Genomic DNA, 19,038 nt, shown 5'->3' with positions numbered 1-19,038 from the left:
GCCGGGCTTCCTACGATGAGCGCCATGACCTCCCAGAACTCGGATCTTCCGCTCGCTCCCCCGTCGGCCGTCCGCCGTGACCACATCCGCGAGTTCCACGGCGATTCCTTCCAAGACCCGTATGAGTGGCTTCGGGACAAGGACTCCCCGGAGGTCATCGCGCATCTGCAGGCGGAGACCGCCTACGCCGAGGCCGCCACCGCCCAGCTGGCCCCGCTGCGCGAGCAGCTCTTCCAGGAGGTCCGCTACCGCGTGCAGGAGACCGATCTGTCGGTGCCGTGGCGGCGCGGGGACTGGTGGTACTTCGCCCGCACTGAGGAGGGCGGCGAGCACGCCGTGCAGTGCCGCGTGCCGGCCGATGCTGGGGGGTGGGAGCCGCCGCGGATCGTCGCCGGTCAGCCCCTGCCCGGCGAGCAGACCCTCCTGGACGGCAACGAGCGAGCGCGGCCGCACGACTTCTGGTCGCTGGGCGCCTTCGACATCACCCACGACGGAACCCGCATGGCCTGGGCCGAGGACACCACAGGCGATGAGCGTTTCACGGTGCGCGTCCACGACCTGAGCACCGAGCGCACCCTCGACGACGAGATCCCGGAGACCTCCTACGGCGCCTTCCTCTCCCCCGCCGGCGATGCCGTCTTCTATACAGAGGTCGACGACACCTGGCGGCCGTGGCGGCTGCGCCGCCATGTGCTCGGGACCCCGCTCGAGCAGGACATCACCATCGCCCAGGAGGACGACCCCGGCCTGTGGCTGGGCGCCGAGCTCTCCTCGGACCGACGCTGGCTCGTGCTCGAGGCCGGGTGCTCCGAGTACTCCGAAGTCTCGATCCTGCGCGTCGAGGAGGCAGGCGAGCAGTCCCCGCTGGTGGTGGTGCCGCGCAGCGCTCGCGTGCTCGCCTCTGCGGAGCCCCTGCGGATCGACGGCCGGGACGTCGTCCTGCTCCAGCACGATCACCAGGCCCCGGATGGCCGAGTGAGCCTGATCGAGCTGTCGGATCTGCCCGCGGGCGCGACTTCGCCGGGCGATGACGACGGCCCCGCGGACCGCGAGCAGACGAGCGACGACGGCCTCCCGCCCGGCATCGACATCATGGGTCCCAGAGAAGGGCTGCGGGTGCTGGGCTTCGCCGCCACCGAGCATCACCTGGTGGTGGAGGTCCGCGAGGACACCCTTCCGGGGCTGCGCGTCCTGCCGCTGGATGGCCTGGGCACCGAGCGCCAGGCGCCGCCGCGCGCCCTCGAGGTGCCCGGCGAGCTCACCGCGGTCTCCCTGACCGCCGCCGAGCCGGATTCCCCCGTCCTGCGCTTCACCGCGGAGTCCTTCGTGATCCCGCGGCGCGTCTTCGACCTGATTTTCGAGGCGCCCGGCCCCGATCTTCCTGAGCCGATCCTGCGTCGCGAGCAGCCAGTGCTGGGCGGCTACTCGGCTGCCGACTACAGCGTGGAGCGCGACTGGGCCCAGGCCGAGGACGGCACGCGGATCCCGATCACCCTCATCCGCCGTCGGGACGCACCGCAGCCGGCGCCGGCGGTGGTTTATGCCTACGGCTCGTACGAGATCAGCATGGATCCGTCGTTCTCGTACTCGCGGATCTCGCTGCTGGACCGCGGGGTGGTCTGGGCCATCGCCCACGTGCGCGGCGGCGGCGAGCTCGGGCGGCAGTGGTACGAGTCCGGCAAGAAGGAGCACAAGCGGCGCACCTTCACGGACGTCGTCGCGGTGACCCGGCACCTGGGAGGTCGCTCGGACATCGACGCCGACCGGATCGTGCTGATGGGCGGCTCCGCCGGCGGACTGCTGGTCGGTGCCGTGCTGAACCTGGCCCCCGAGCTGTACTGCGGTGCGGTGGCCGCGGTGCCGTTCGTGGACCCGCTGACCTCCATGCTCATGCCCGAGCTGCCGCTGACCGCGCTCGAATGGGAGGAGTGGGGCAATCCGATCGACTCCGCCGAGGTCTACCGGACCATGCAGGCCTACTCCCCCTACGAGAACATCGCCCCGCGTGACCACCCGCCGATCCTGGCCGTGACCTCGCTGCACGACACACGCGTGCTCTACGTGGAGCCAGCCAAGTGGGTGGCTGCGCTGCGCCACGAGAACTCGGACAAGCGCGAGCGGATCCTCATGCGCATCGAGATGGCCGGCGGCCACGGGGGCGCCTCCGGGCGCTATCAGCAGTGGCGCGACAACGCGTGGGAGGACGCCTGGGCACTGGAGCGACTGGGACTGGCCTGAGCCGCCGACGCCGACGCACTGCGCTGCGCATGCCCGCAGGGGATCGCCGGACCTCCAGCCACCAGCGGTCCCCTCGGTCGGCCCGAGCCGTGCTTCGGGCGCACTGGCGCGTCGGCTCGTCGGTTCAGGCAGAGGCGCGACCTGAGCCGGAGCGCCGCACCCGCTCGAGCACCAGGACCACGGGGATCAGCAGGACACCGGCACCTGCCGCGGCGCCGGCGGCGGCCCACGCCTCCGAGGCGTGAGCGGGCCAGCCCTGCAGCACGGCAGCCCCCGCTGCCATCAGACCCACGGCCCAGCCCAGCGGCATCCACAGCGCTCCGGTGCGCACGGCCGCCCAGGCCAGCGCCAGGCTCTGCACCGCCACAGCGCACGCCGAGGCCGCCAGCCAGGACCAGGTGCCCTCACTGCGTGTGAGCATGACGGGCAGCAGCCCGAGCACCGCCAGCAGGACCGAGACCGCGATCGCAGCCCCCGACGACCAGCGTGCGAGCGCCAGCCGCAGCAGCGCGCCGCGGAACACGATCTCCCCCGCCGCCGCAGCGATCGCAGCCAGCACCGCTATCACCCAAGGTCCACCGAGTCTCGAGACCGCGGCTTGGCCCAGCAGATCGGGTGATCCGTCCCGGGTCAGCAGCAGCGCCGCCGCCCCAGCGGCGCCTGTCGCCGCACCGAGCACGAGCGCGCCGGCCCCGCCCAGCGGTCCGGCTGCTGCGCTGGTCCGAACACCAGCCGCCGGGAAGCCCAGGTCGCGCACACCGGCCTTGGCCAGGAAGAACCAGATGAGCAGCACCGCGACCGGCAGGGCGAGCGGCACCCACTGCCAGGGCTCTTCCCACCGGGCCAGGCGCATGGCCATCACGTAGGAGCCGACGATCGCGGCGATCACCGCCCACAGAGCCCGGTCTCGGCCGCGGTAGTTCCAGATCGTGGTCATGTGTGCCCCTTCAGGGTGTCGTCGGGCCAGGAATAGCTTTCGCGCCCGAAGTGCAGATCGCGCCCGGAAGCTGGGCTTCCGGGCGCGATGGTCCTGCGGGAGAAGGCTCAGGAGACCCCGAGCTTCTCCAGGATCAGCTCGCGGACGCGGCCGGCGTCGGCCTGGCCCTTGGTGGCCTTCATGACCGGGCCGATCAGGGCTCCGACGGCCTGGACCTTGCCGCCCTTGACCTTCTCGACGACATCCGGCATCTGGGCCATGGCGTCGTCGATCGCGGAGATCAGCACGCCCTCGTCCGAGACCACGGCAAGACCGCGGGCCTCCACGATCTCGGACGGGCTGCCCTCGCCCTCGGCCACGTGGCCCAGGACCTGCTTGGCGATCTTGTCGTTGATGGTCTTCTCGCCGATCAGCGTCTCGACCTCGGCCACGTGCGCCGGGGTGATGCCCAGATCCGCGATCTCCACACCGGCGTTGTTGGCCAGACGGGCGATCTCGCCCATCCACCACTTGCGGGCGGCCGCCTTGGAGGCCCCGGCCTCGATGGTGGCGGCGATCTCCTCGGTGACGCCCGCGTTGACGACGTCGCGGAACTCCTCGTCCGAGTAGCCCCATTCCTTCTGCAGGCGCGCCCGGCGCTGGGCCGGGGGCTCCGGCAGCGAGGCACGCAGCTGCTCCACCCAGGCGGGATCCGGGCACACGGGCACCAGATCGGGCTCGGGGAAGTAGCGGTAGTCATCGGCATCCGACTTGGGACGGCCCGAGGTGGTCGAGCGGGTGTCCTCGTGCCAGTGACGTGTCTCCTGGACGATCTTCTCGCCGGCCTTGAGCACTGCGGCGTGGCGCTGGATCTCGTAGCGCACCGCCCGCTCCACGGCGCGCAGCGAGTTCACGTTCTTGGTCTCCGAGCGCGTGCCGAACTCCGTGGTGCCCTTGGGCATCAGGGACACGTTGGCATCGCAGCGCACGTTGCCGCGCTCCATGCGGGCATCCGAGATGTCCAGGTTCTTCACGATCTCGCGGATCGCCTTGACGTAGGCCTTGCCGAGCTCCGGGGCCCGATCGCCAGCACCGACGATCGGGCGGGTCACGATCTCGACCAGCGGCACGCCGGCGCGGTTGTAGTCCACCAGCGAGAACTCCGCGCCCTGGATCCGGCCGGCACCGCCCCTGTGGGTCAGCTTGCCGGCGTCCTCCTCCATGTGGGCCCGCTCGATCTCGATGGTGAACGGCGTGCCGTCCTCGAGCTCGACGGTGAGCTGGCCGTCGAAGGCGATGGGCTCGTCGTACTGGGAGGTCTGGAAGTTCTTGGGCGTGTCCGGGTAGAAGTAGTTCTTCCGCGCGAAGTGCGAGACCGGGGCGATCTGGCAGCCCAGGGCCAGTCCGAGCTTGATCGCGTACTCCACGGCCTTGCCGTTGACCACGGGCAGCACGCCGGGCAGGCCCAGCGAGACGGGCGTGGTGTTCGTGTTCGGCTCGTCGCCGAAGGTGTTCGGCGCCCAGTCGAACATCTTGGTCGCGGTGTTGAGCTCCACGTGGACCTCGAACCCGAGCACGGGGTCGAAGTCCGCCATGGCCTCCTCGAACGACAGGATCTGATCGCTCACTTGGCACCTCCCTCAGTGGTCTCCGACAGCTTGCCCACGGCTTCGACGACGTCCGGCAGGTCCTTCCAGATCGGGCCTCCGTTCGCCTCCTCCAGCAGCCGCTCCAGTCCGGCGGCGGCGCGGTAGAGGCGCGCGTCCTCGCGGGCGGGAGCCATGAACTGGAAGCCGACCGGCAGCCCGTCCTCAGGCGAGAGGCCCGCCGGGATCGAGATCGCCGGGACGCCCGCCAGGTTGGTGGGGATCGTGGCGATGTCGTTGAGGTACATCTGCATGGGATCCGCCTGCTCGTCCACCGAGCCCAGCGGGAAGGCAGTGGTGGGAGCGGTGGGCGAGACCAGGACGTCGACCTGCTCGAAGGCGGCGTCCAGATCGCGCTGCACGAGGGTGCGGACCTTCTGCGCCGAGCCGTAGTAGGCGTCGTAGTAGCCGGCCGACAGGGCGTAGGTGCCCAGGATCGTGCGGCGCTTGACCTCGGCGCCGAAGTTCTCCGCGCGTGTGGCGGACATGACGCGCTCGATGGTCGCGTGCCCGTCCTTGGGCAGGGCGCGCTGACCGAACCGGACGCCGTCGTACTTGGCCAGGTTGGAGGAGACCTCCGAGGACATGATCAGGTAGTAGGCGCCCAGGGCGTACTTGAAGTTCGGCGTCTCGATCTCGACGACGCTCGCCCCCGCGTTCTCCAGTGCCTCGACGGCCTCGCGGAAGCGCTGCTCGACGCCGGGCTGGAAGCCCTCGCCGGTCAGCTCCTTGAGCACGCCGACGCGCAGGCCCTTCAGCCCGCCCTCGACGGCACCTGCCCGTGCGGCCTCGACGAAGCCGTCGGCCGGGTCGCTCAGCGAGGTCGAGTCCTTGGGGTCATGCCCGCCGACGACCTCGTGCAGCATGGCCGCGTCCTCCACGGTGCGCGCGCACGGGCCGACCTGGTCCAGCGACGAGGCCATGGCGATCACGCCGTAGCGCGAGACCGAGCCGTAGGTGGGCTTCACCCCGACCGAGCCGGTCACTGCGGCCGGCTGGCGGATGGAGCCGCCGGTGTCCGTGCCCAGCGCCAGCGGGGCCTGGAATGCGGTGACCGCTGCCGCCGAGCCGCCGCCCGAGCCGCCCGGGATGCGGCTGAGATCCCAGGGATTGCGCGTGGGCCCGAAGGCCGAGTGCTCCGTGGTGGAGCCCATGGCGAACTCGTCGAGGTTGGTCTTGCCGAGGATCGGCACGCGCGCCGCGCGCAGCTTCTCGGTGGCGGTGCCGTCGTAGGGGCTCATCCAGCCCTCCAGCATGCGCGAGGCCGCCGTGGTGGGCTGGCCCTTGGTGACGATCAGGTCCTTGACCGCGATCGGCACGCCGGCCAGCGCTGGCAGGTCCTTGCCCGCGGCGCGGTCGCGGTCCACGGACTCGGCGACCTCGAGGGCCTCTTCCGCGTTGAGGTGCAGGAAGGCGTTGAGACCGGACTTGCCCTGGCTGCGCTCCGGTGCGGCTGCGCCGTCGGTGGCCGCGATGCGCTCCAGGTGGGCCTGGACGGCCTGCACCGAGGTGAGCTCACCGGCCTGGAGCTTCTGGGCGAGCTGGGCTGCGGACAATTCGATGATGTTCTCGCTCATATCGCCTCAGTCCTCATCCAGGATGGCCGGGACCTTGAACTGCCCGCCCTCCGCGTCCGGTGCGCCCGACAGGGCCTCTTCCGGGCTGAGCGTCTCCCCCACGACGTCTTCGCGCATGACATTGCGCAGGGGCAGGGGGTGGCTCGTGGCGGGGACGTCGTCCCCGGCGACCTCGCTGACGGAGGCGACCGACTGCACGATCTGGCCGAGCTCGCCGGCCAGCGACTGCAGCTCCTCCTCCGACATCTCGATATGCGCGAGGTCTGCCAGATGGGCGACCTCATCGCGACTGATCGCGGACATGCACGCTCCTTGTTCTTCGGTGTTGCTGTCTGGGGTGTTCACCCTGCTCGTGATGCTCCATGGGGCCCGCGGAGCGATCCTGCCGATCGCACGGACCGGAGGGTGCTCGACGACGGGGCCAGCTGGGCCCATCCTATCGGCCGCCCCGGACACCCCCAGCTCCGCCCGGTGCGACCGGGCCAGGCGCCGCCGGCCCTGGTGGCATTCCCGCGCGGCGAACGACGCCTACCCTGGAGACAGACGAGACCAGCCCCCTTCGCAGGGGCATCGCACCACCTGCCCCACGGGGACGGAAGGAGGCCCGCATGGCCAAGAAGGACGGCACGCCGAAGAAGGACCGCGGGGCGGCACGCCGCGCCAAGGCAGCAGCACGCGCCGGGACGCGCCCCTCCCCCGGCGCGCGCACGCCCTCGCAGGACTCCGCGAACGCCTGGCGCCAGGGCGTCTCCGAGGCGACCGCCGAGACCGTCGATCAGATGGCAGCCCACGTGCAGACTGTCGCCCTGCAGCAGCTCGAGGGCTTCGGCGCCTTCCCCGCCTTCCTGATCACCGCCCGCCGCGACGGCGAGTTCGAGCTCGACAGCATCGAGCCGGCCGCGGAGGCCGCGACGGTCGATGAGCTCGAGCCCGAGGACGCCGCCGAGCTCACCGAGCTGCACCACTCCGATGATCCCGAGGCGGCCCTGCGCGCACTGGCCCTCGAGAAGGCCCCCGAGCTGCTGGGCGCAGCGCTGGCACTGCCGGCGACCCTCCCGGATCGTTCCGGGGCACCTGCGCTGGTCATCGAGCTCGAGCACCGCGACGGCGTCAGCCTCACCATGGTCCAGGGCTACAGGATCGGCGGCCGCGGCGGCGCCAAGACCACCGAGCTCGAGGATCCCACCGTCGAGCAGCGAGATCCCTCCCTCCTGCGCCGCCCCCGGTCGGCCGAGGGCACTGCCCGCCCCCAGACCTCCGAGGTCACCGGGACTTCCGCGGTCGCCGAGACCCCCGGGGCCTCCGAGACTTCCGGGACCGCCGGGGCCGCCTCGGCACCGGGCTCCCCGGCAGCCGTCGAGCCCCAGGACTGACCCGCGCCCGCGGCCTCGGAGTCGCCGCAGCATCGAGTGGCGCCGGGGTGTCGCCATGACGCCTCAGACGCACACGGCGGGGCCGCTCGATCGGGACGGGCGCCCCTGGGGACGCCCAGAGGCCATTCGATGCGGGCGGGCCCGGACGGACGGGCGGGGAAGGCTTCGTCCTGCAGGCATGGGAGAAGCCCCGCAGCGCTGAGGCTGCGGGGCTTCTCGCTCGCCCGGACGATCAGAGGATCATCCGATCTCCGCCGGAGCGGAGGCCGATCGAGTGGATCAGGCGGGGATGTTCAGGGTCTGGCCCACGAAGATCAGGTTGGGGTCAGCCACGGTGTCCGCGTTGGCGCCGAAGAGGGTCTCCCAGTCGGTGCCGTAGGCAGCGGCGACGGAGCTCAGGGTGTCGCCCGAGACGACGGTGTAGGTGCCGGCGACGGCGGGCTGCTCGACGACCGGAGCCGCCGGAGCGGTGTACTCGACGACCGGGGCCTGCTCGGCGACCGGAGCCGCCGGAGCGGTGTACTCGGAGACCGGGGCCTGCTCGGCGACCGGAGCCTCAGCGGCGGGGGCCTCGGCGGCGGGCGCCTCAGCGGCGGGAGCCTGGGCCACGGGGGCCTCCTCAGCGGCCGGGGCCGGAGCCGGGGCCGGGGTCTCGACGGACTGGGTGGAGACCTGGGTCTCAGCAGCCGGGGCGGGGGTGGAGGCAGCGGCACCCGAGTAGCCCGAAGCTCCCGACAGGCCCAGCTTGGCGGAGCAGGCGGGCCATGCGCCCCAGCCCTGCTCGGCCAGCACGCGCTCAGCCACAGCCTTCTGCTCGCTTGCGGAAGCGTTCGCAGCGTTGCCGGTGCCGCCGAAGGCGGCCCAGGTGGACGGGGTGAACTGCAGGCCGCCGGAGAAGCCGTTGCCCGTGTTGGCGCTCCAGTCACCGCTGGCCTCGCACTGGACGAGCTGGTCCCACTTGTCGGCGGCCTGTGCGGGGGCAGCCGCACCGAGGAGGGCCGCGCCGCCGAAGACAGCGGTGGTGCCGGCGACGATGGTGTTCTTGATGGTCTTCTTCACGACAGGCTCCATGACGGCGCCGTCTCCGCTCGTGCCGTCCCCGGCGTCATAGCGTCGCTGTCTTTCCGTTCCAATGGTCTGGGTCGGGGATGCAGCTGTCGACAGCGATGACGGCTGGCTGCAACCTGGATTTCGTGTGGCGCTCGACGAACAGGTCGAGGCGCTGGATCGAGCCCGCAGGCTCCCTCCGGAAGTTCGAAGATCACAATACCGTAACGATTCGGTCTGGCAACCCATTTGAGTTGTGATCTGTGCCAATCTGAAGGTTTTACCCCTGAGGATCCAGGGCCCTTCGCCGAGGCGACTCCACGAGCCGCCCCGTCCCTCCGCGATCCGCCCGGAACTGGGCTGCGCCTCGCGAGGTCACAGCACCATAACAGCAAGGTCACGATCAGGTCACGACCCACTGTCGAGGGGACAGCAAAAATCGAGCCCAGCCGACACCCGAGGCCTCTCGATGCCCGGTGATCGCGCAGGTCAGGGCCACTCCTTCAGGCCGAGGAGATCCTGCTCACAGTCGTTGAGCAATCACTGCTCCGCATGGGGCTGTGCCGCCTCCGCGTCCCCGGAGGAGCGTCGGAACACCTCTGGCCCCTCCTGGAGCAGCCGCGTGAAGGCGGGCTCGTCCAGCACCGTGACTCCCAGGGACTCGGCCTTGTCCAGCTTGGAGCCGGCCGAGGCGCCGGCCACCAGGAAGTCGGTCTTCTTGGACACGGACCCCGAGGCCTTGCCGCCGCGGGTGAGGATGGCCTCCTTGGCGGAATCGCGCGAGTAGTTCTCGAGCGTGCCGGTCACCACGATGGTCACCCCCTCCAGGACCTTGGGCACCGAGTCATCGACCTCGTCCTCCATGCGCACACCCGCAGCGGCCCATGACTCGACGATCTCGCGGTGCCAGTCCACCTGGAACCAGTCGATGACCTCGCGGGCGATGACCGGACCCACGCCGTCCGTGGCGGCCAGCTCCTCCTCCGAGGCCTCGCGGATCCGCTCCATGGAACCGAAGGCCGTGGCCAGCGATCGCGCCGCGGTGGGTCCCACATGCCTGATGGACAGCGCCACGAGCACGCGCCACAGCGGCTGGGAGGTGGCCTTGGCGAGCTCGTCGAAGAGCTTGACGGTGTTGGCGCTGGGCTTGGACGGGTGCTTGGCGCTTCCCTTGGTCCAGAAGTACGGCACGAGCTCGGTCTGCCCGGGCTGGGCCCCGGCCCCGCGCTTCTGCCGCTCGATCTTGACGTCCTTCAGCATTCCCGCGGTGAGATCGAACAGCTGGGCCTCCGAGGTCAGCGGCGGATCGGCGGGCTCGGCCGGGCGCGTCAGCGCGACGGCGGCCTCCTCCCCCAGCGCCTCGATGTCGAAGGCACCGCGCCCGGCCGCGTGGAAGACGCGCTCCTTGAGCTGGTCCGGGCACGAGCGGGCGTTGGGGCAGCGGATGTCGACGTCGCCCTCCTTGGCCGGACGCAGCTCGGTGCCGCACGACGGGCAGTGCGTGGGCATCACGAACTCGCGCTCGGTGCCGTCTCGCAGGGCGACCACGGGCCCGACGATCTCCGGAATGACGTCACCGGCCTTGCGCAGCACCACGGTGTCCCCGATCAGCACGCCCTTGGCCCGCACCACGTCCTGGTTGTGCAGAGTGGCCATCTCCACCGTGGAGCCTGCGACCAGGGCCGGCTCCATCACGCCGTAAGGGGTCACGCGCCCGGTGCGGCCCACGCCCACACGGATGTCCAGCAGCTTGGTGTGGACCTCCTCCGGCGGATACTTGTACGCCACCGACCAGCGCGGCGTGCGGGAGGTGTGCCCGAGCTGACGCTGCGTGGCGCGGTCGTCGACCTTCACGACGATGCCGTCGATGCCGTGATCCAGCGAGTGGCGCTTGTCGCCGTACTCGTCGATGTATGCCACGACCTGATCGATGCTGCCGAGCACCTGCGAGTACGGGCTGACGGGCAGGCCCCAGGCGGCCATGAGGTCGTAGGCCTCCGACTGGGCGCTGATCTGCAGGCCCTCGGCGGCGCCGATGCCGTGGACGTACATGGACAGCGGGCGCTTGGCGGTCTCCGCCGGATCCTTCTGCCGCAGCGAGCCGGCGGCGGCGTTGCGCGGGTTGGCGAACGGTGCCTTGCCCTCCTCCACACGCTGCTCATTGACCGTCTGGAAGTCCCGCGTGGAGATGAAGATCTCGCCGCGGATCTCGATCTGCTGCGGGAGGTCCTTACCGCGCAGCTGCTGCGGGATGGTGGAGATCGTGGCGACGTTGTGGGTCACGTCCTCGCCGGTGGTGCCGTCGCCGCGAGTGGCGGCGCGGACCAGGCGGCCGTCCTGGTAGAGCAGATTGATGGCCAGGCCGTCGATCTTGACCTCGGTGAGCCAGCGCAGCTCGGGGGCCTGATGCAGGGCCTGGACCTGGGCCTGGGCGCGCTCGAGCCAGGCGCGCAGCTCGTCGATCGAGAAGACGTCCTCGAGCGAGTACATGCGCTCGAGATGGCGGACCGGGGCGAAGGCGGCCGAAGGCTCGCCGCCGACCTCCTGCGTGGGAGAGTCGTTGGACTGCAGCTCCGGATGCAGGGACTCGAGCTCCTCCAGGCGCCGATAGTCCTGGTCGTACTGGGCATCCGAGACGGTGGGTGCGTCCTGCTGGTAGTACTCGACCCGCGCCTGGCGCACGCGCTCCACGAGCTCGGCGTACTCCTCCCGCAGGGAGTCGGCGGGGATCTCACCCGCGGACATCTCGACGGGCTGGTCCTGCTCGGCTGCCTTCGCGGCCTGCGCCGCGGTCCTGTTCTGCTGGCTCACCCCGTCATTGTGGCCCACCGCTCCGACGACACAGCGCCCATGACGACGCCGGGGCGGGCAGAACCCGAGAGCCCTGCTCGCCCCGGTGATCAGCAGGCGGATCCGGACGTCGTCAGTAGGCGACGTGCCGACGACGCGGCTGCTCGTCGAGACGGCGCACGCTGAGCGCGGCGTGGGGACGACCGCGACGGGCATCCCATACCGCGACCTCGGCGGTGCGCAGCTCGGCGCCGCGTCCGTCGCGCCGGACCGCCACGGACGCCGCGCCGGGCAGCAGCAGCGGGGCGCCGAACTCGACGTCCCACCGCAGCGGCGCGGGGGCATCGACCATGGCCAGGGCGCGGGAGGCCGTGTACATGCCGTGGGCGATCGCGCCCTTCATCCCGAGCGCCTTGGCCGAGGCCCCGCTGAGGTGGATGGGGTTGACGTCCCCGGAGACGGCCGCGTAGCGCCGACCGGTGTCGGCGCCGAGCTGCCAGCGGGCGGTGGGCAGCGGCGCCTCGAACTCCGGACGCGATGCCTGCTCAGCCTTCTCCGCCTCCGACAGGCGCACGCCCCGGGCCAGGTACGTGGAGGTCCCCGTCCAGGCCAGCTCCTGGGTGTCCTCGGTGCGCAGCTGCGCCACGACGTCGAACTGCGCCCCGGAGCGATGCGGCCGCAGATTCTGGGCGCGCACCGTGATGCCCACGCGCTCGCCCACCAGCAGCGGCAGCTCGTGGACGACCGAGTTGGACAGGTGCACCAGCCCAAGCAGCGGCAGCGGGAAGTCCTCGCGGGTCAGCAGCGCCATGGCTGCGGGGAACGACAGCGCGTGCAGATAGCCGCTGAAGGCCTCCACGCCGCCGTCGGGCCGAGTGCGGATCGGGGCCCCGACCACATCGCAGAAGCCGCGGTGTGCCTGCTCGTCGATGGGGACGTCGGCCACGAGCAGGTCCATCGCCGGCAGCTCGAGCCGAGTCCCGCCGGAGGAGGCGCTGCCCGAGCCCAGCCCAGGGATCGCGCCAGCCGCCTTGGCCCACAGGCCGCGGGCCGTGCGGGTGCCCGCGCCGAGTGCCGATCCCCCGGCCGCCCGGGCGTAGAGCGGGCCGAGCGCGGGCAGCTCGGGCAGGAGGACGACGTCGCGATCGGCGCCGTCGAGGTGCGTCTGCTCCTCGTGCATGCTCACGCTCCCACCAGGTTCTGCCCGCACACGCGCAGGGTCTGCCCGGAGATCCCGGCTGCCGCATCCGAGAGCAGGAACGCGATGGCCTCGGCGACGTCCACCGGCAGGCCTCCCTGCTGCAGGGAGTTCAGGCGGCGGGCGACCTGGCGCCGGGCCATGGGGATCTTGGCGGTCATCTCCGTCTCGATGAAGCCTGGAGCCACCGCGTTGGCGGTGCCTCCGCCGGCGGCCAGCTCCGGGGCCAGCGCGGCGACCATCCCGACCACGCCGGCCTTGGAGACCGCGTAGTTGGTCTGCCCGCGATTGCCCGCGATGCCGGAGGTGGAGGCCAGCCCGACGACCCGCAGCCCCTGGGCCAGCGGATCGGCCAGCAGCTGCTGGGTGATCCGCAGCGGAGCCTCGACGTTGACGGCCTGGACCGAGGCGAAGCGGCCCTCATCCATGTTGGCCAGCATCTTGTCTCGGGTGATCCCGGCGTTGTGCACGATGCCGTCGATCCGCCCGAACCGGGTCCGGCAGTGCTCCAGGATGCGCTGGCCGGCGTCGTCGGCGGTCACGTCCAGCGGCAGGGAGGCCGCCGCGATCTCATTGGCCAGCTTGGCCAGGGCGTCGCCGGCCGCGGGGACGTCGATCGGCACGACCTGCGCGCCCTGCGCGTGCAGCAGGCGGGCGATCTGCTCGCCGATCCCCCGAGCGGCGCCGGTGACCACGATGACCCGGCCCTCGAGCGGGGTCTCCCCCAGCGCGGCCTGCGCCAGCGACCCGGGTCCGGCCTCCGAGGTGACGGGAAGGAACTGCCCGGAGACGAACGCGCTGCGTCCAGAGAGCAGGAAGTCCAGTCCGCCGAGCACGGAGGGGGCATCGACGGCGACGTCCTCGGCGACCACGATGCCGTTGGCGGTGGCCCCGCCGCGCATCTCCTGGGCCAGCGAGCGCACCAGCCCGACCGCGCCCTGACGGGCCGCGTTGCGGCGCACGGCCTCTGCGCCGGTGTCGCCATCGGAGAAGGTCGCCGCGACGGCCGAGCCGGCTGCCACGCCCGCAGCCGCACGGGAGATCGCCACCACGCGAGCGCCGCGATCCAGCCTGCGCAGCACGGAGCCCAGCGCCAGCGACGGCGCCGTGAGCTCCGAGGGGCCCTGCGCCTGGCTCAGCACGAGGATCACGGCCTGGATCCGCTCGGAGCCCTGCGCGACGGCCTCGGCATCCCTGCGGATGTCGTGCCCGCGAGCGCTCAGCGCCCGGGCGATGGCCTCGGCATTGGCGCAGGAGGACTCGTCCGAGATCACCAGCACGGTGCGCGGCTTCTCGGGCTTGCCGGCAGTGTGCCGGGTCAGTGCCACCGGGGCGGGCAGCCCGAGGGCGCCGGCCACGGAGCGGCCGGGGCCGGTGGCGACGACGTCGAGGTAGGCATCCTGCGACGAGCGCAGGTCGGTCAGGGTTCGCGTCCAGCGCGGGGTCTTGGGCATGCGAGGGGGCCTTTCGAAGGAGTGCGTGCGAGGTCGGCGTTCCGGCGCGGGCTTCAGTCCTGCGGCTGGGCGCGCAGCAGGGCGACGACGCCCTGGCCGCCGGCGGCGCACACGGAGATCACGCCGGTGGTGGGACGGCCCTGCTCGACGGCGCGGGCCTTGAGCTCCTTGGCCAGCGAGGCCACGATGCGCGTGCCGGTGGCGGCGAAGGGGTGCCCGGCCGCCAGCGAGGAGCCGTTGACGTTGAGGCGAGAGCGGTCGACAGGCCCGACCGGCTCGTCGAGGCCCAGGCGCTCGCGGCAGAACTGCTCGTCCTCCCAGGCGGTCAGGGTGGCCACGACTGTGGAGGCGAAGGCCTCGTGGATCTCGACCAGATCGACGTCCTGCAGACGCAGGCCCTGGCGCGCCAGCAGGCGCGGCATGGCGTAGGCCGGAGCCATGAGCAGGCCCTCGTCGCCGTCGACGAAGTCCACGGCCGCCGATTCGACGTCCACGATCTCGGCCAGGCGGGGCATCTTGTGCTCGCGTGCCCAGTCCTCCGAGGCCAGCAGGACGGCCGAGGCGCCGTCGGTCATGGGGGTCGAGTTGCCAGCCGTCATGGTGGCCTCGCCCAGGGACTTGCCGAACACCGGGGAGAGACCGGCGAGCTTCTGCGCGGTGGTGTCCGGGCGCAGCGGGGTGTCTCGGCGGACGCCGCGGAACGGGGTGACGAGGTCGTCGAAGAAGCCGCGGTCCCAGGCGGCGGCGAGGTTCTGGTGGCTGGCAGCGGCCAGCTCGTCCTGCGCCTTGCGGGTCACGCCCCACTTCTTGCCGGTGATCGCCTGCGACTCGCCCATGGACAGGCCCGTGCGCGGCTCGGCCACGCCGGGGGCCACGGGTACAAGATCACCGGGGCGCAGCTTGGACAGGGCCTTGAGCTTGGCGCCAGTGGTCTTGGCGTAGTTCAGCTCGAGCAGCACGCGCCGCAGGCCCTCCCCCACGACGATGGGGGCGTCCGAGGCGGAGTCCGCACCGCCGGCGATCCCGACGTCGATCTGGCCGCAGCGGATCTTGTTCGCGATCAGCGAGGTGGTCTCCATGCCGGTGGCGCAGGCCATCTGGACGTCGATGCCAGGGGTGCGCGGATCCAGCGCGGAGCCCAGCACGGACTCGCGGACCATGTTGAAGCCCTTGGGCTGCTTGAGCACCGCGCCGCCTGCGACAGCGCCCAGGCGCTGTCCGGACAGTCCGGTGCGCGCGACGAGGCCGTCGAGCACGGCGGTGAACATCTCCTGGACGGAGGCCTGTGCGTAGGCGCCGCCGGCCTTGGCGAACGGGATGCGGTCACCGGCCACGACCCACGCGGAGCGCAGACGGGGCGCGGAATCCTCGGCGCGGCGGGCGAGGTCGGCGGGGGTGGGCACGGGCTCGGAGGCTGCAGAGGCGGTCATGCGGATCTCCTGTGGGTCGAGGATCGGTCGATCGCGCATCTTTCTGCGATCTGGGTCACGTGATACCGAGAGTACCTGATACTCTCGGTATCGTGAACCGCTCAGCCGTGAAGGAACGCAGCCGCCTCGGGGCCTCCGAGGACCCGCAGCAGGCCGATGGCCGCGCCCGCCGGTGGAACCGCCACCGGGAGCAGCGCCGCCTCGAGCTGCTGCGGCTGTCCCGTCAGGCCGTCGCCGAGCTGGGCCCGGGCGCCTCCATGGCGGAGATCGCCGCGGCCTGCAGCACGTCCAAGTCGGTCTTCTACCGCTACTTCAAGGACAAGGAGGGCCTGCGCCGCGAGCTGGCGAGCTACGTGGTCGAGCGCATGGCCCGTCGCATGCGCAGCGCGGCCGCGGAGGCTCCGTCGTTCCGCGCCTCGATCCGCACCATCGTGGAGCAGTACCTCTGGCAGCTCGAGAACGGCCCGGACGTCTACCGCTTCGTGACGCAGGGGACCGACAGCTCGGGCGAGGACCCCGTGGGCCGCTTCGCCGCCGCCGTCGCAGATCTGCTCGTGGAGGCGCACCGCCGCCATGCGCCGTCCGAGCGCTGGCTCGACCCCGCGATGGCCCGCTACTGGGCCGCCGGAGTCGTCGGGATGGCCCGCGGAGCCGGCGAGTCCTGGAGCCTCGTCGAGGCGGAGGAACGCAGCCGTGCCGAGCGCCCGCAGCTCGACGAGTTCGTGGAGATCGTCACCGGCTGGGTCATTGCCGGCACGGCCCCGCCGGGCTCCCAAGCAGCCGGGCCCCAGACTCCGGCGCGCGCCTCGCCCTGAGCCGTCGTCCTCTCACTCGAACTCGCACTGAACCGTCCCAGCACTCCCGACAGGCCGCACAGCGGCCGAGCCGATCCACCGCAGGAGGACACCATGACCACCATCGCCGAGAAGAGCACCACCGCAGCCGCCGAGCAGGCAGCCGGCCCTCACCTGGACCCTGCCGCAGAGAGCGCCATCGTCGACCACGACGTCCTGCGCGACATCCTGGCCGGGCGCTGGGCCGAGCAGCGCCGCCAGGCCCGGCGCCTGGCCGCCGACCCGCGCCTGCACATCGCCCCCGGCACGCACTGGTCCGAGCACCGCGAGAAGACCTTCGCCAATCTGTCGATCCTGGCCGAATCGGACGCCGTCCGCGCGGGGCTGCCCGCCTCACTAGGCGGCTCGGGCGATCCCGCCTCCTACCTCTCGGGCTTCGAGGAGTTCGTGCTGGCGGACCCGTCGCTGCAGATCAAGGCCGGCGTGCAGTGGGGCCTGTTCGGCTCCGCCGTCGTGAACCTGGGCACCGAGCAGCACCACCAGCGCTGGCTGCAGGACATCTGGTCCTTGAAGATCCCGGGCGCCTTCGCCATGACGGAGACAGGCCACGGCTCGGATGTGGCCTCGATCGCCACCACCGCCACCTACGACCCCGGCACGCAGGAGTTCGAGATCCACACGCCCCACCGCGGGGCCTGGAAGGACTACCTCGGCAACGCCGCCCTGCACGGCCGCGCAGCCGTCGTGTTCGCCCAGCTGATCGTCGACGAGGTGAACCACGGCGTCCACGCCCTGTTCGTGCCGCTGCGCGATGACCAGGGAGAGTTCCTGCCCGGTGTCGGCGGCGAGGACGACGGCCACAAGGGCGGGCTCAACGGCATCGACAACGGCCGCCTGCATTTCGACCACGTCCGCGTCCCGCGGGAGAACCTGCTCGACCGCTACGGCCACGTGGACGAGGACGGCACCTACACCTCCCCCATCGAGTCCCCGGGCCGGCGCTTCTTCACGATGCTCGGCACCCTGGTCCAGGGCCGCGTCTCCCTCGACGGGGCCTCGGTGATCGCCGCGCGCGCCGGTCTGGACATCGCCCTGACCTATGCCTCGCAGCGCCGTCAGTTCGCCCCGGTCAAGGGCCAGCAGGAGCAGGTGCTGCTGGACTACCACCAGCACCAGCGCCGCCTGTTCCCGCTGGTCGCCAAGGTGCTGGCGGCCGGCTTCGCCCACGACGAGCTGCTCGAGGCCTTCGACGGCGTCTTCTCCGGGCGCAACGACACCGACGAGTCCCGCCAGGACCTCGAGACCATGGCCGCCGCGCTCAAGGCCACCTCCACCCGCCTGGCCCTGGACTCCCTGCAGGAGTGCCGCGAGGCCTGCGGCGGCGCCGGATTCCTGTCCGAGAACCGCCTCACCGGGCTGCGCGCGGACCTGGATGTCTACGCGACCTTCGAGGGCGACAACACGGTGCTGATGCAGCTGGTGGCCAAGCGCCTGCTCGGCGACTTCGCCAAGGGCATCTCCTCACTGCCGGCCGCGGGCAAGGCCCGGTGGGCCGCCAGCCGGGCCGCCGAGACCACGTTCTCCCGCTCCGGGCTGCGCGGGCTCTCCCAGGTCCTGCGCGACACCGGCGATCCTCGCCGCTCGGTGAACTTCCTGCGCGACCCGGAGACGCAGCACGGCCTGCTCTCGGACCGCGTGCGCACCATGGTCGAGGAGGCCGCAGAGAACATGCGCGGCGCGGACCGCTCCGACCCGCAGGCGGCCGCCGATGCCTTCGACCGCAACCAGAACCGCCTCATCGAGGCCGCCCGAGCCCACGGCCACCTGCTGCAGTGGGAGGCCTTCACCCGCGCCCTCGACGAGATCGACGACGACGGCACCCGCCAGGTCATGATCTGGCTGCGCGACCTGTTCGGACTGAGCATCATCGACGAGAACCTGGACTGGTACCTGGCCCACGGCCGCCTGTCGCTGATGCGCGGACGCATGATCGACGCCTACCTGCAGCGCCTGGTCGGACGCCTGCGTCCGCACATCATGGACGTGGTCGCGGCCTTCGACTTCCCGCAGGAGCTGCTGCGCGCCAAGATCGCCTCGGGCGCAGAGGCCGAGCGCCAGCAGGAGGCCGCAGACTACCGCGCCGCCCTCGAGGCCACCGGTCAGGCAGCCTCGGCGGAGGGCTCCGACCAGGACGCCTCGGATGCCGAGCGCCCCAGTGCCGATGAGCAGTCTCCCGCGCAGGCCGATCCCACGCTGGACAAGCCGCTCGAGTCCATGTGAGCGCACCGGCTGGTCGTGCCCGGCGAGCACAGGCCCAGCCCACACAACGAGGCCCCGGGACAGATGTCGCGGGGCCTCGCCCCGTGCCCGCAGCCGCCGCCTGCTGCGCAGCCCCAGCTGCTGGGTGCGCGCTGTCGAGCCCTCGGCGACATCCAGTGGCCGAATCCGGCCCGCTATGGCATCGACCAGCCGAAGATCCACCGCTTCCGCGCTGAGACGGTGACGAAACGGCCGCTGGATCGAGGTGGGGTGAGGAATCGGCCGTTCGATGCGCTCTGGCCTCCTCGACGCCGTC

13 protein-coding genes are annotated in these 19,038 nt (G+C 71.7%); 4 read left to right on the top strand and 9 right to left on the bottom strand.

Features of this window, described 5'->3' with window-relative positions; translation table 11 throughout:
• Positions 1 to 24: 24 nt before the first annotated feature.
• Positions 25 to 2,238, top strand: a complete 2,214-nt coding sequence (locus M3E84_RS01740) for a S9 family peptidase (protein WP_259894293.1) — start codon at positions 25 to 27, stop codon at positions 2,236 to 2,238.
• Positions 2,239 to 2,362: 124 nt separating this feature from the next.
• Here the strand turns inward: M3E84_RS01740 and M3E84_RS01735 are convergent, their stop codons facing one another.
• From M3E84_RS01735 to gatC, 4 genes are all read right to left on the bottom strand, one after another.
• Entirely contained in the window at positions 2,363 to 3,175 is an 813-nt protein-coding gene (locus M3E84_RS01735; RefSeq protein WP_259894292.1) for a type II CAAX prenyl endopeptidase Rce1 family protein, read from the bottom strand.
• A 107-nt stretch (positions 3,176 to 3,282) separates the two neighbouring features.
• Positions 3,283 to 4,782 (bottom strand): Asp-tRNA(Asn)/Glu-tRNA(Gln) amidotransferase subunit GatB, encoded by a 1,500-nt coding sequence (gene gatB, locus M3E84_RS01730; RefSeq protein ID WP_259894291.1) that lies wholly within the window; start codon positions 4,780 to 4,782, stop codon positions 3,283 to 3,285.
• Positions 4,779 to 6,377 carry an Asp-tRNA(Asn)/Glu-tRNA(Gln) amidotransferase subunit GatA gene (gene gatA, locus M3E84_RS01725; protein ID WP_259894289.1) on the bottom strand — a complete coding sequence of 533 codons (1,599 nt, stop codon included), beginning with the start codon at positions 6,375 to 6,377 and terminating at the stop codon, positions 4,779 to 4,781. Before gatA ends, gatB begins: the two co-directional genes overlap by 4 nt.
• 6 nt (positions 6,378 to 6,383) lie before the next feature.
• Positions 6,384 to 6,680 carry an Asp-tRNA(Asn)/Glu-tRNA(Gln) amidotransferase subunit GatC gene (gene gatC / locus M3E84_RS01720; protein ID WP_259894287.1) on the bottom strand — a complete coding sequence of 99 codons (297 nt, stop codon included), beginning with the start codon at positions 6,678 to 6,680 and terminating at the stop codon, positions 6,384 to 6,386.
• Positions 6,681 to 6,985: 305 nt separating this feature from the next.
• On the opposite strand from gatC, the gene M3E84_RS01715 reads away from it, so the two are divergent.
• A complete protein-coding gene (locus M3E84_RS01715; protein ID WP_259894285.1) occupies positions 6,986 to 7,750 on the top strand; it encodes a hypothetical protein in 765 nt (254 codons plus the stop codon).
• A 279-nt stretch (positions 7,751 to 8,029) separates the two neighbouring features.
• Here M3E84_RS01715 and M3E84_RS12360 read toward each other — a convergent pair whose 3' ends face one another.
• The 5 genes from M3E84_RS12360 to M3E84_RS01685 all read right to left on the bottom strand — a co-directional run bounded on the left by M3E84_RS12360 (position 8,030) and on the right by M3E84_RS01685 (position 15,669).
• Positions 8,030 to 8,821, bottom strand: a complete 792-nt coding sequence (locus M3E84_RS12360; RefSeq protein WP_396415533.1) for a transglycosylase family protein — start codon at positions 8,819 to 8,821, stop codon at positions 8,030 to 8,032.
• Between the two features lie 516 nt (positions 8,822 to 9,337).
• Complete coding sequence (gene ligA, locus M3E84_RS01700) at positions 9,338 to 11,542, bottom strand: NAD-dependent DNA ligase LigA (RefSeq protein ID WP_259894336.1); 2,205 nt, start codon at positions 11,540 to 11,542, stop codon at positions 9,338 to 9,340.
• Between the two features lie 178 nt (positions 11,543 to 11,720).
• The gene (locus M3E84_RS01695; protein WP_259894335.1) at positions 11,721 to 12,767 is read right to left on the bottom strand and encodes a MaoC/PaaZ C-terminal domain-containing protein; all 1,047 of its coding nucleotides are present in this window, start codon (positions 12,765 to 12,767) and stop codon (positions 11,721 to 11,723) included.
• A gap of 2 nt (positions 12,768 to 12,769) precedes the next feature.
• Complete coding sequence (locus tag M3E84_RS01690) at positions 12,770 to 14,239, bottom strand: 3-oxoacyl-ACP reductase (protein ID WP_259894283.1); 1,470 nt, start codon at positions 14,237 to 14,239, stop codon at positions 12,770 to 12,772.
• 53 nt (positions 14,240 to 14,292) lie between these two features.
• Positions 14,293 to 15,669, bottom strand: a complete 1,377-nt coding sequence (locus tag M3E84_RS01685; protein ID WP_259894282.1) for an acetyl-CoA C-acetyltransferase — start codon at positions 15,667 to 15,669, stop codon at positions 14,293 to 14,295.
• A gap of 92 nt (positions 15,670 to 15,761) precedes the next feature.
• Here M3E84_RS01685 and M3E84_RS01680 point away from each other — a divergent pair, with 92 nt between their 5' ends.
• Both M3E84_RS01680 and M3E84_RS01675 read left to right on the top strand, forming a co-directional pair.
• On the top strand, positions 15,762 to 16,484 hold the full coding sequence (locus M3E84_RS01680) for a TetR/AcrR family transcriptional regulator (protein WP_259894279.1): 723 nt from the start codon (positions 15,762 to 15,764) through the stop codon (positions 16,482 to 16,484).
• Positions 16,485 to 16,577: 93 nt separating this feature from the next.
• Entirely contained in the window at positions 16,578 to 18,743 is a 2,166-nt protein-coding gene (locus M3E84_RS01675) for an acyl-CoA dehydrogenase (RefSeq protein WP_259894276.1), read from the top strand.
• Positions 18,744 to 19,038: the final 295 nt, after the last annotated feature.

It is taken from the genome of Kocuria sp. p3-SID1428 (genome assembly GCF_025149945.1).
GTDB lineage: Bacteria > Actinomycetota > Actinomycetes > Actinomycetales > Micrococcaceae > Kocuria.
The sequence above is the reverse complement of the archived record's forward strand: the minus strand, read 5'-3'. Positions and strand labels throughout refer to the sequence as shown.

Excerpts from the sequence above, each read along its gene's own strand:
- M3E84_RS01740 (WP_259894293.1), top strand. The coding sequence starts at position 25 with ATGACCTCCCAGAACTCGGATCTTCCGCTCGCTCCCCCGTCGGCCGTC.
- M3E84_RS01735 (WP_259894292.1), bottom strand. The coding sequence starts at position 3,175 with ATGACCACGATCTGGAACTACCGCGGCCGAGACCGGGCTCTGTGGGCG.
- gatA (WP_259894289.1), bottom strand. The coding sequence starts at position 6,377 with ATGAGCGAGAACATCATCGAATTGTCCGCAGCCCAGCTCGCCCAGAAG.
- gatC (WP_259894287.1), bottom strand. The coding sequence starts at position 6,680 with ATGTCCGCGATCAGTCGCGATGAGGTCGCCCATCTGGCAGACCTCGCG.
- M3E84_RS01715 (WP_259894285.1), top strand. The coding sequence starts at position 6,986 with ATGGCCAAGAAGGACGGCACGCCGAAGAAGGACCGCGGGGCGGCACGC.
- M3E84_RS12360 (WP_396415533.1), bottom strand. The coding sequence starts at position 8,821 with ATGGAGCCTGTCGTGAAGAAGACCATCAAGAACACCATCGTCGCCGGC.
- ligA (WP_259894336.1), bottom strand. The coding sequence starts at position 11,542 with ATGTCCGCGGGTGAGATCCCCGCCGACTCCCTGCGGGAGGAGTACGCC.
- M3E84_RS01695 (WP_259894335.1), bottom strand. The coding sequence starts at position 12,767 with ATGCACGAGGAGCAGACGCACCTCGACGGCGCCGATCGCGACGTCGTC.
- M3E84_RS01690 (WP_259894283.1), bottom strand. The coding sequence starts at position 14,239 with ATGCCCAAGACCCCGCGCTGGACGCGAACCCTGACCGACCTGCGCTCG.
- M3E84_RS01685 (WP_259894282.1), bottom strand. The coding sequence starts at position 15,669 with ATGACCGCCTCTGCAGCCTCCGAGCCCGTGCCCACCCCCGCCGACCTC.
- M3E84_RS01675 (WP_259894276.1), top strand. The coding sequence starts at position 16,578 with ATGACCACCATCGCCGAGAAGAGCACCACCGCAGCCGCCGAGCAGGCA.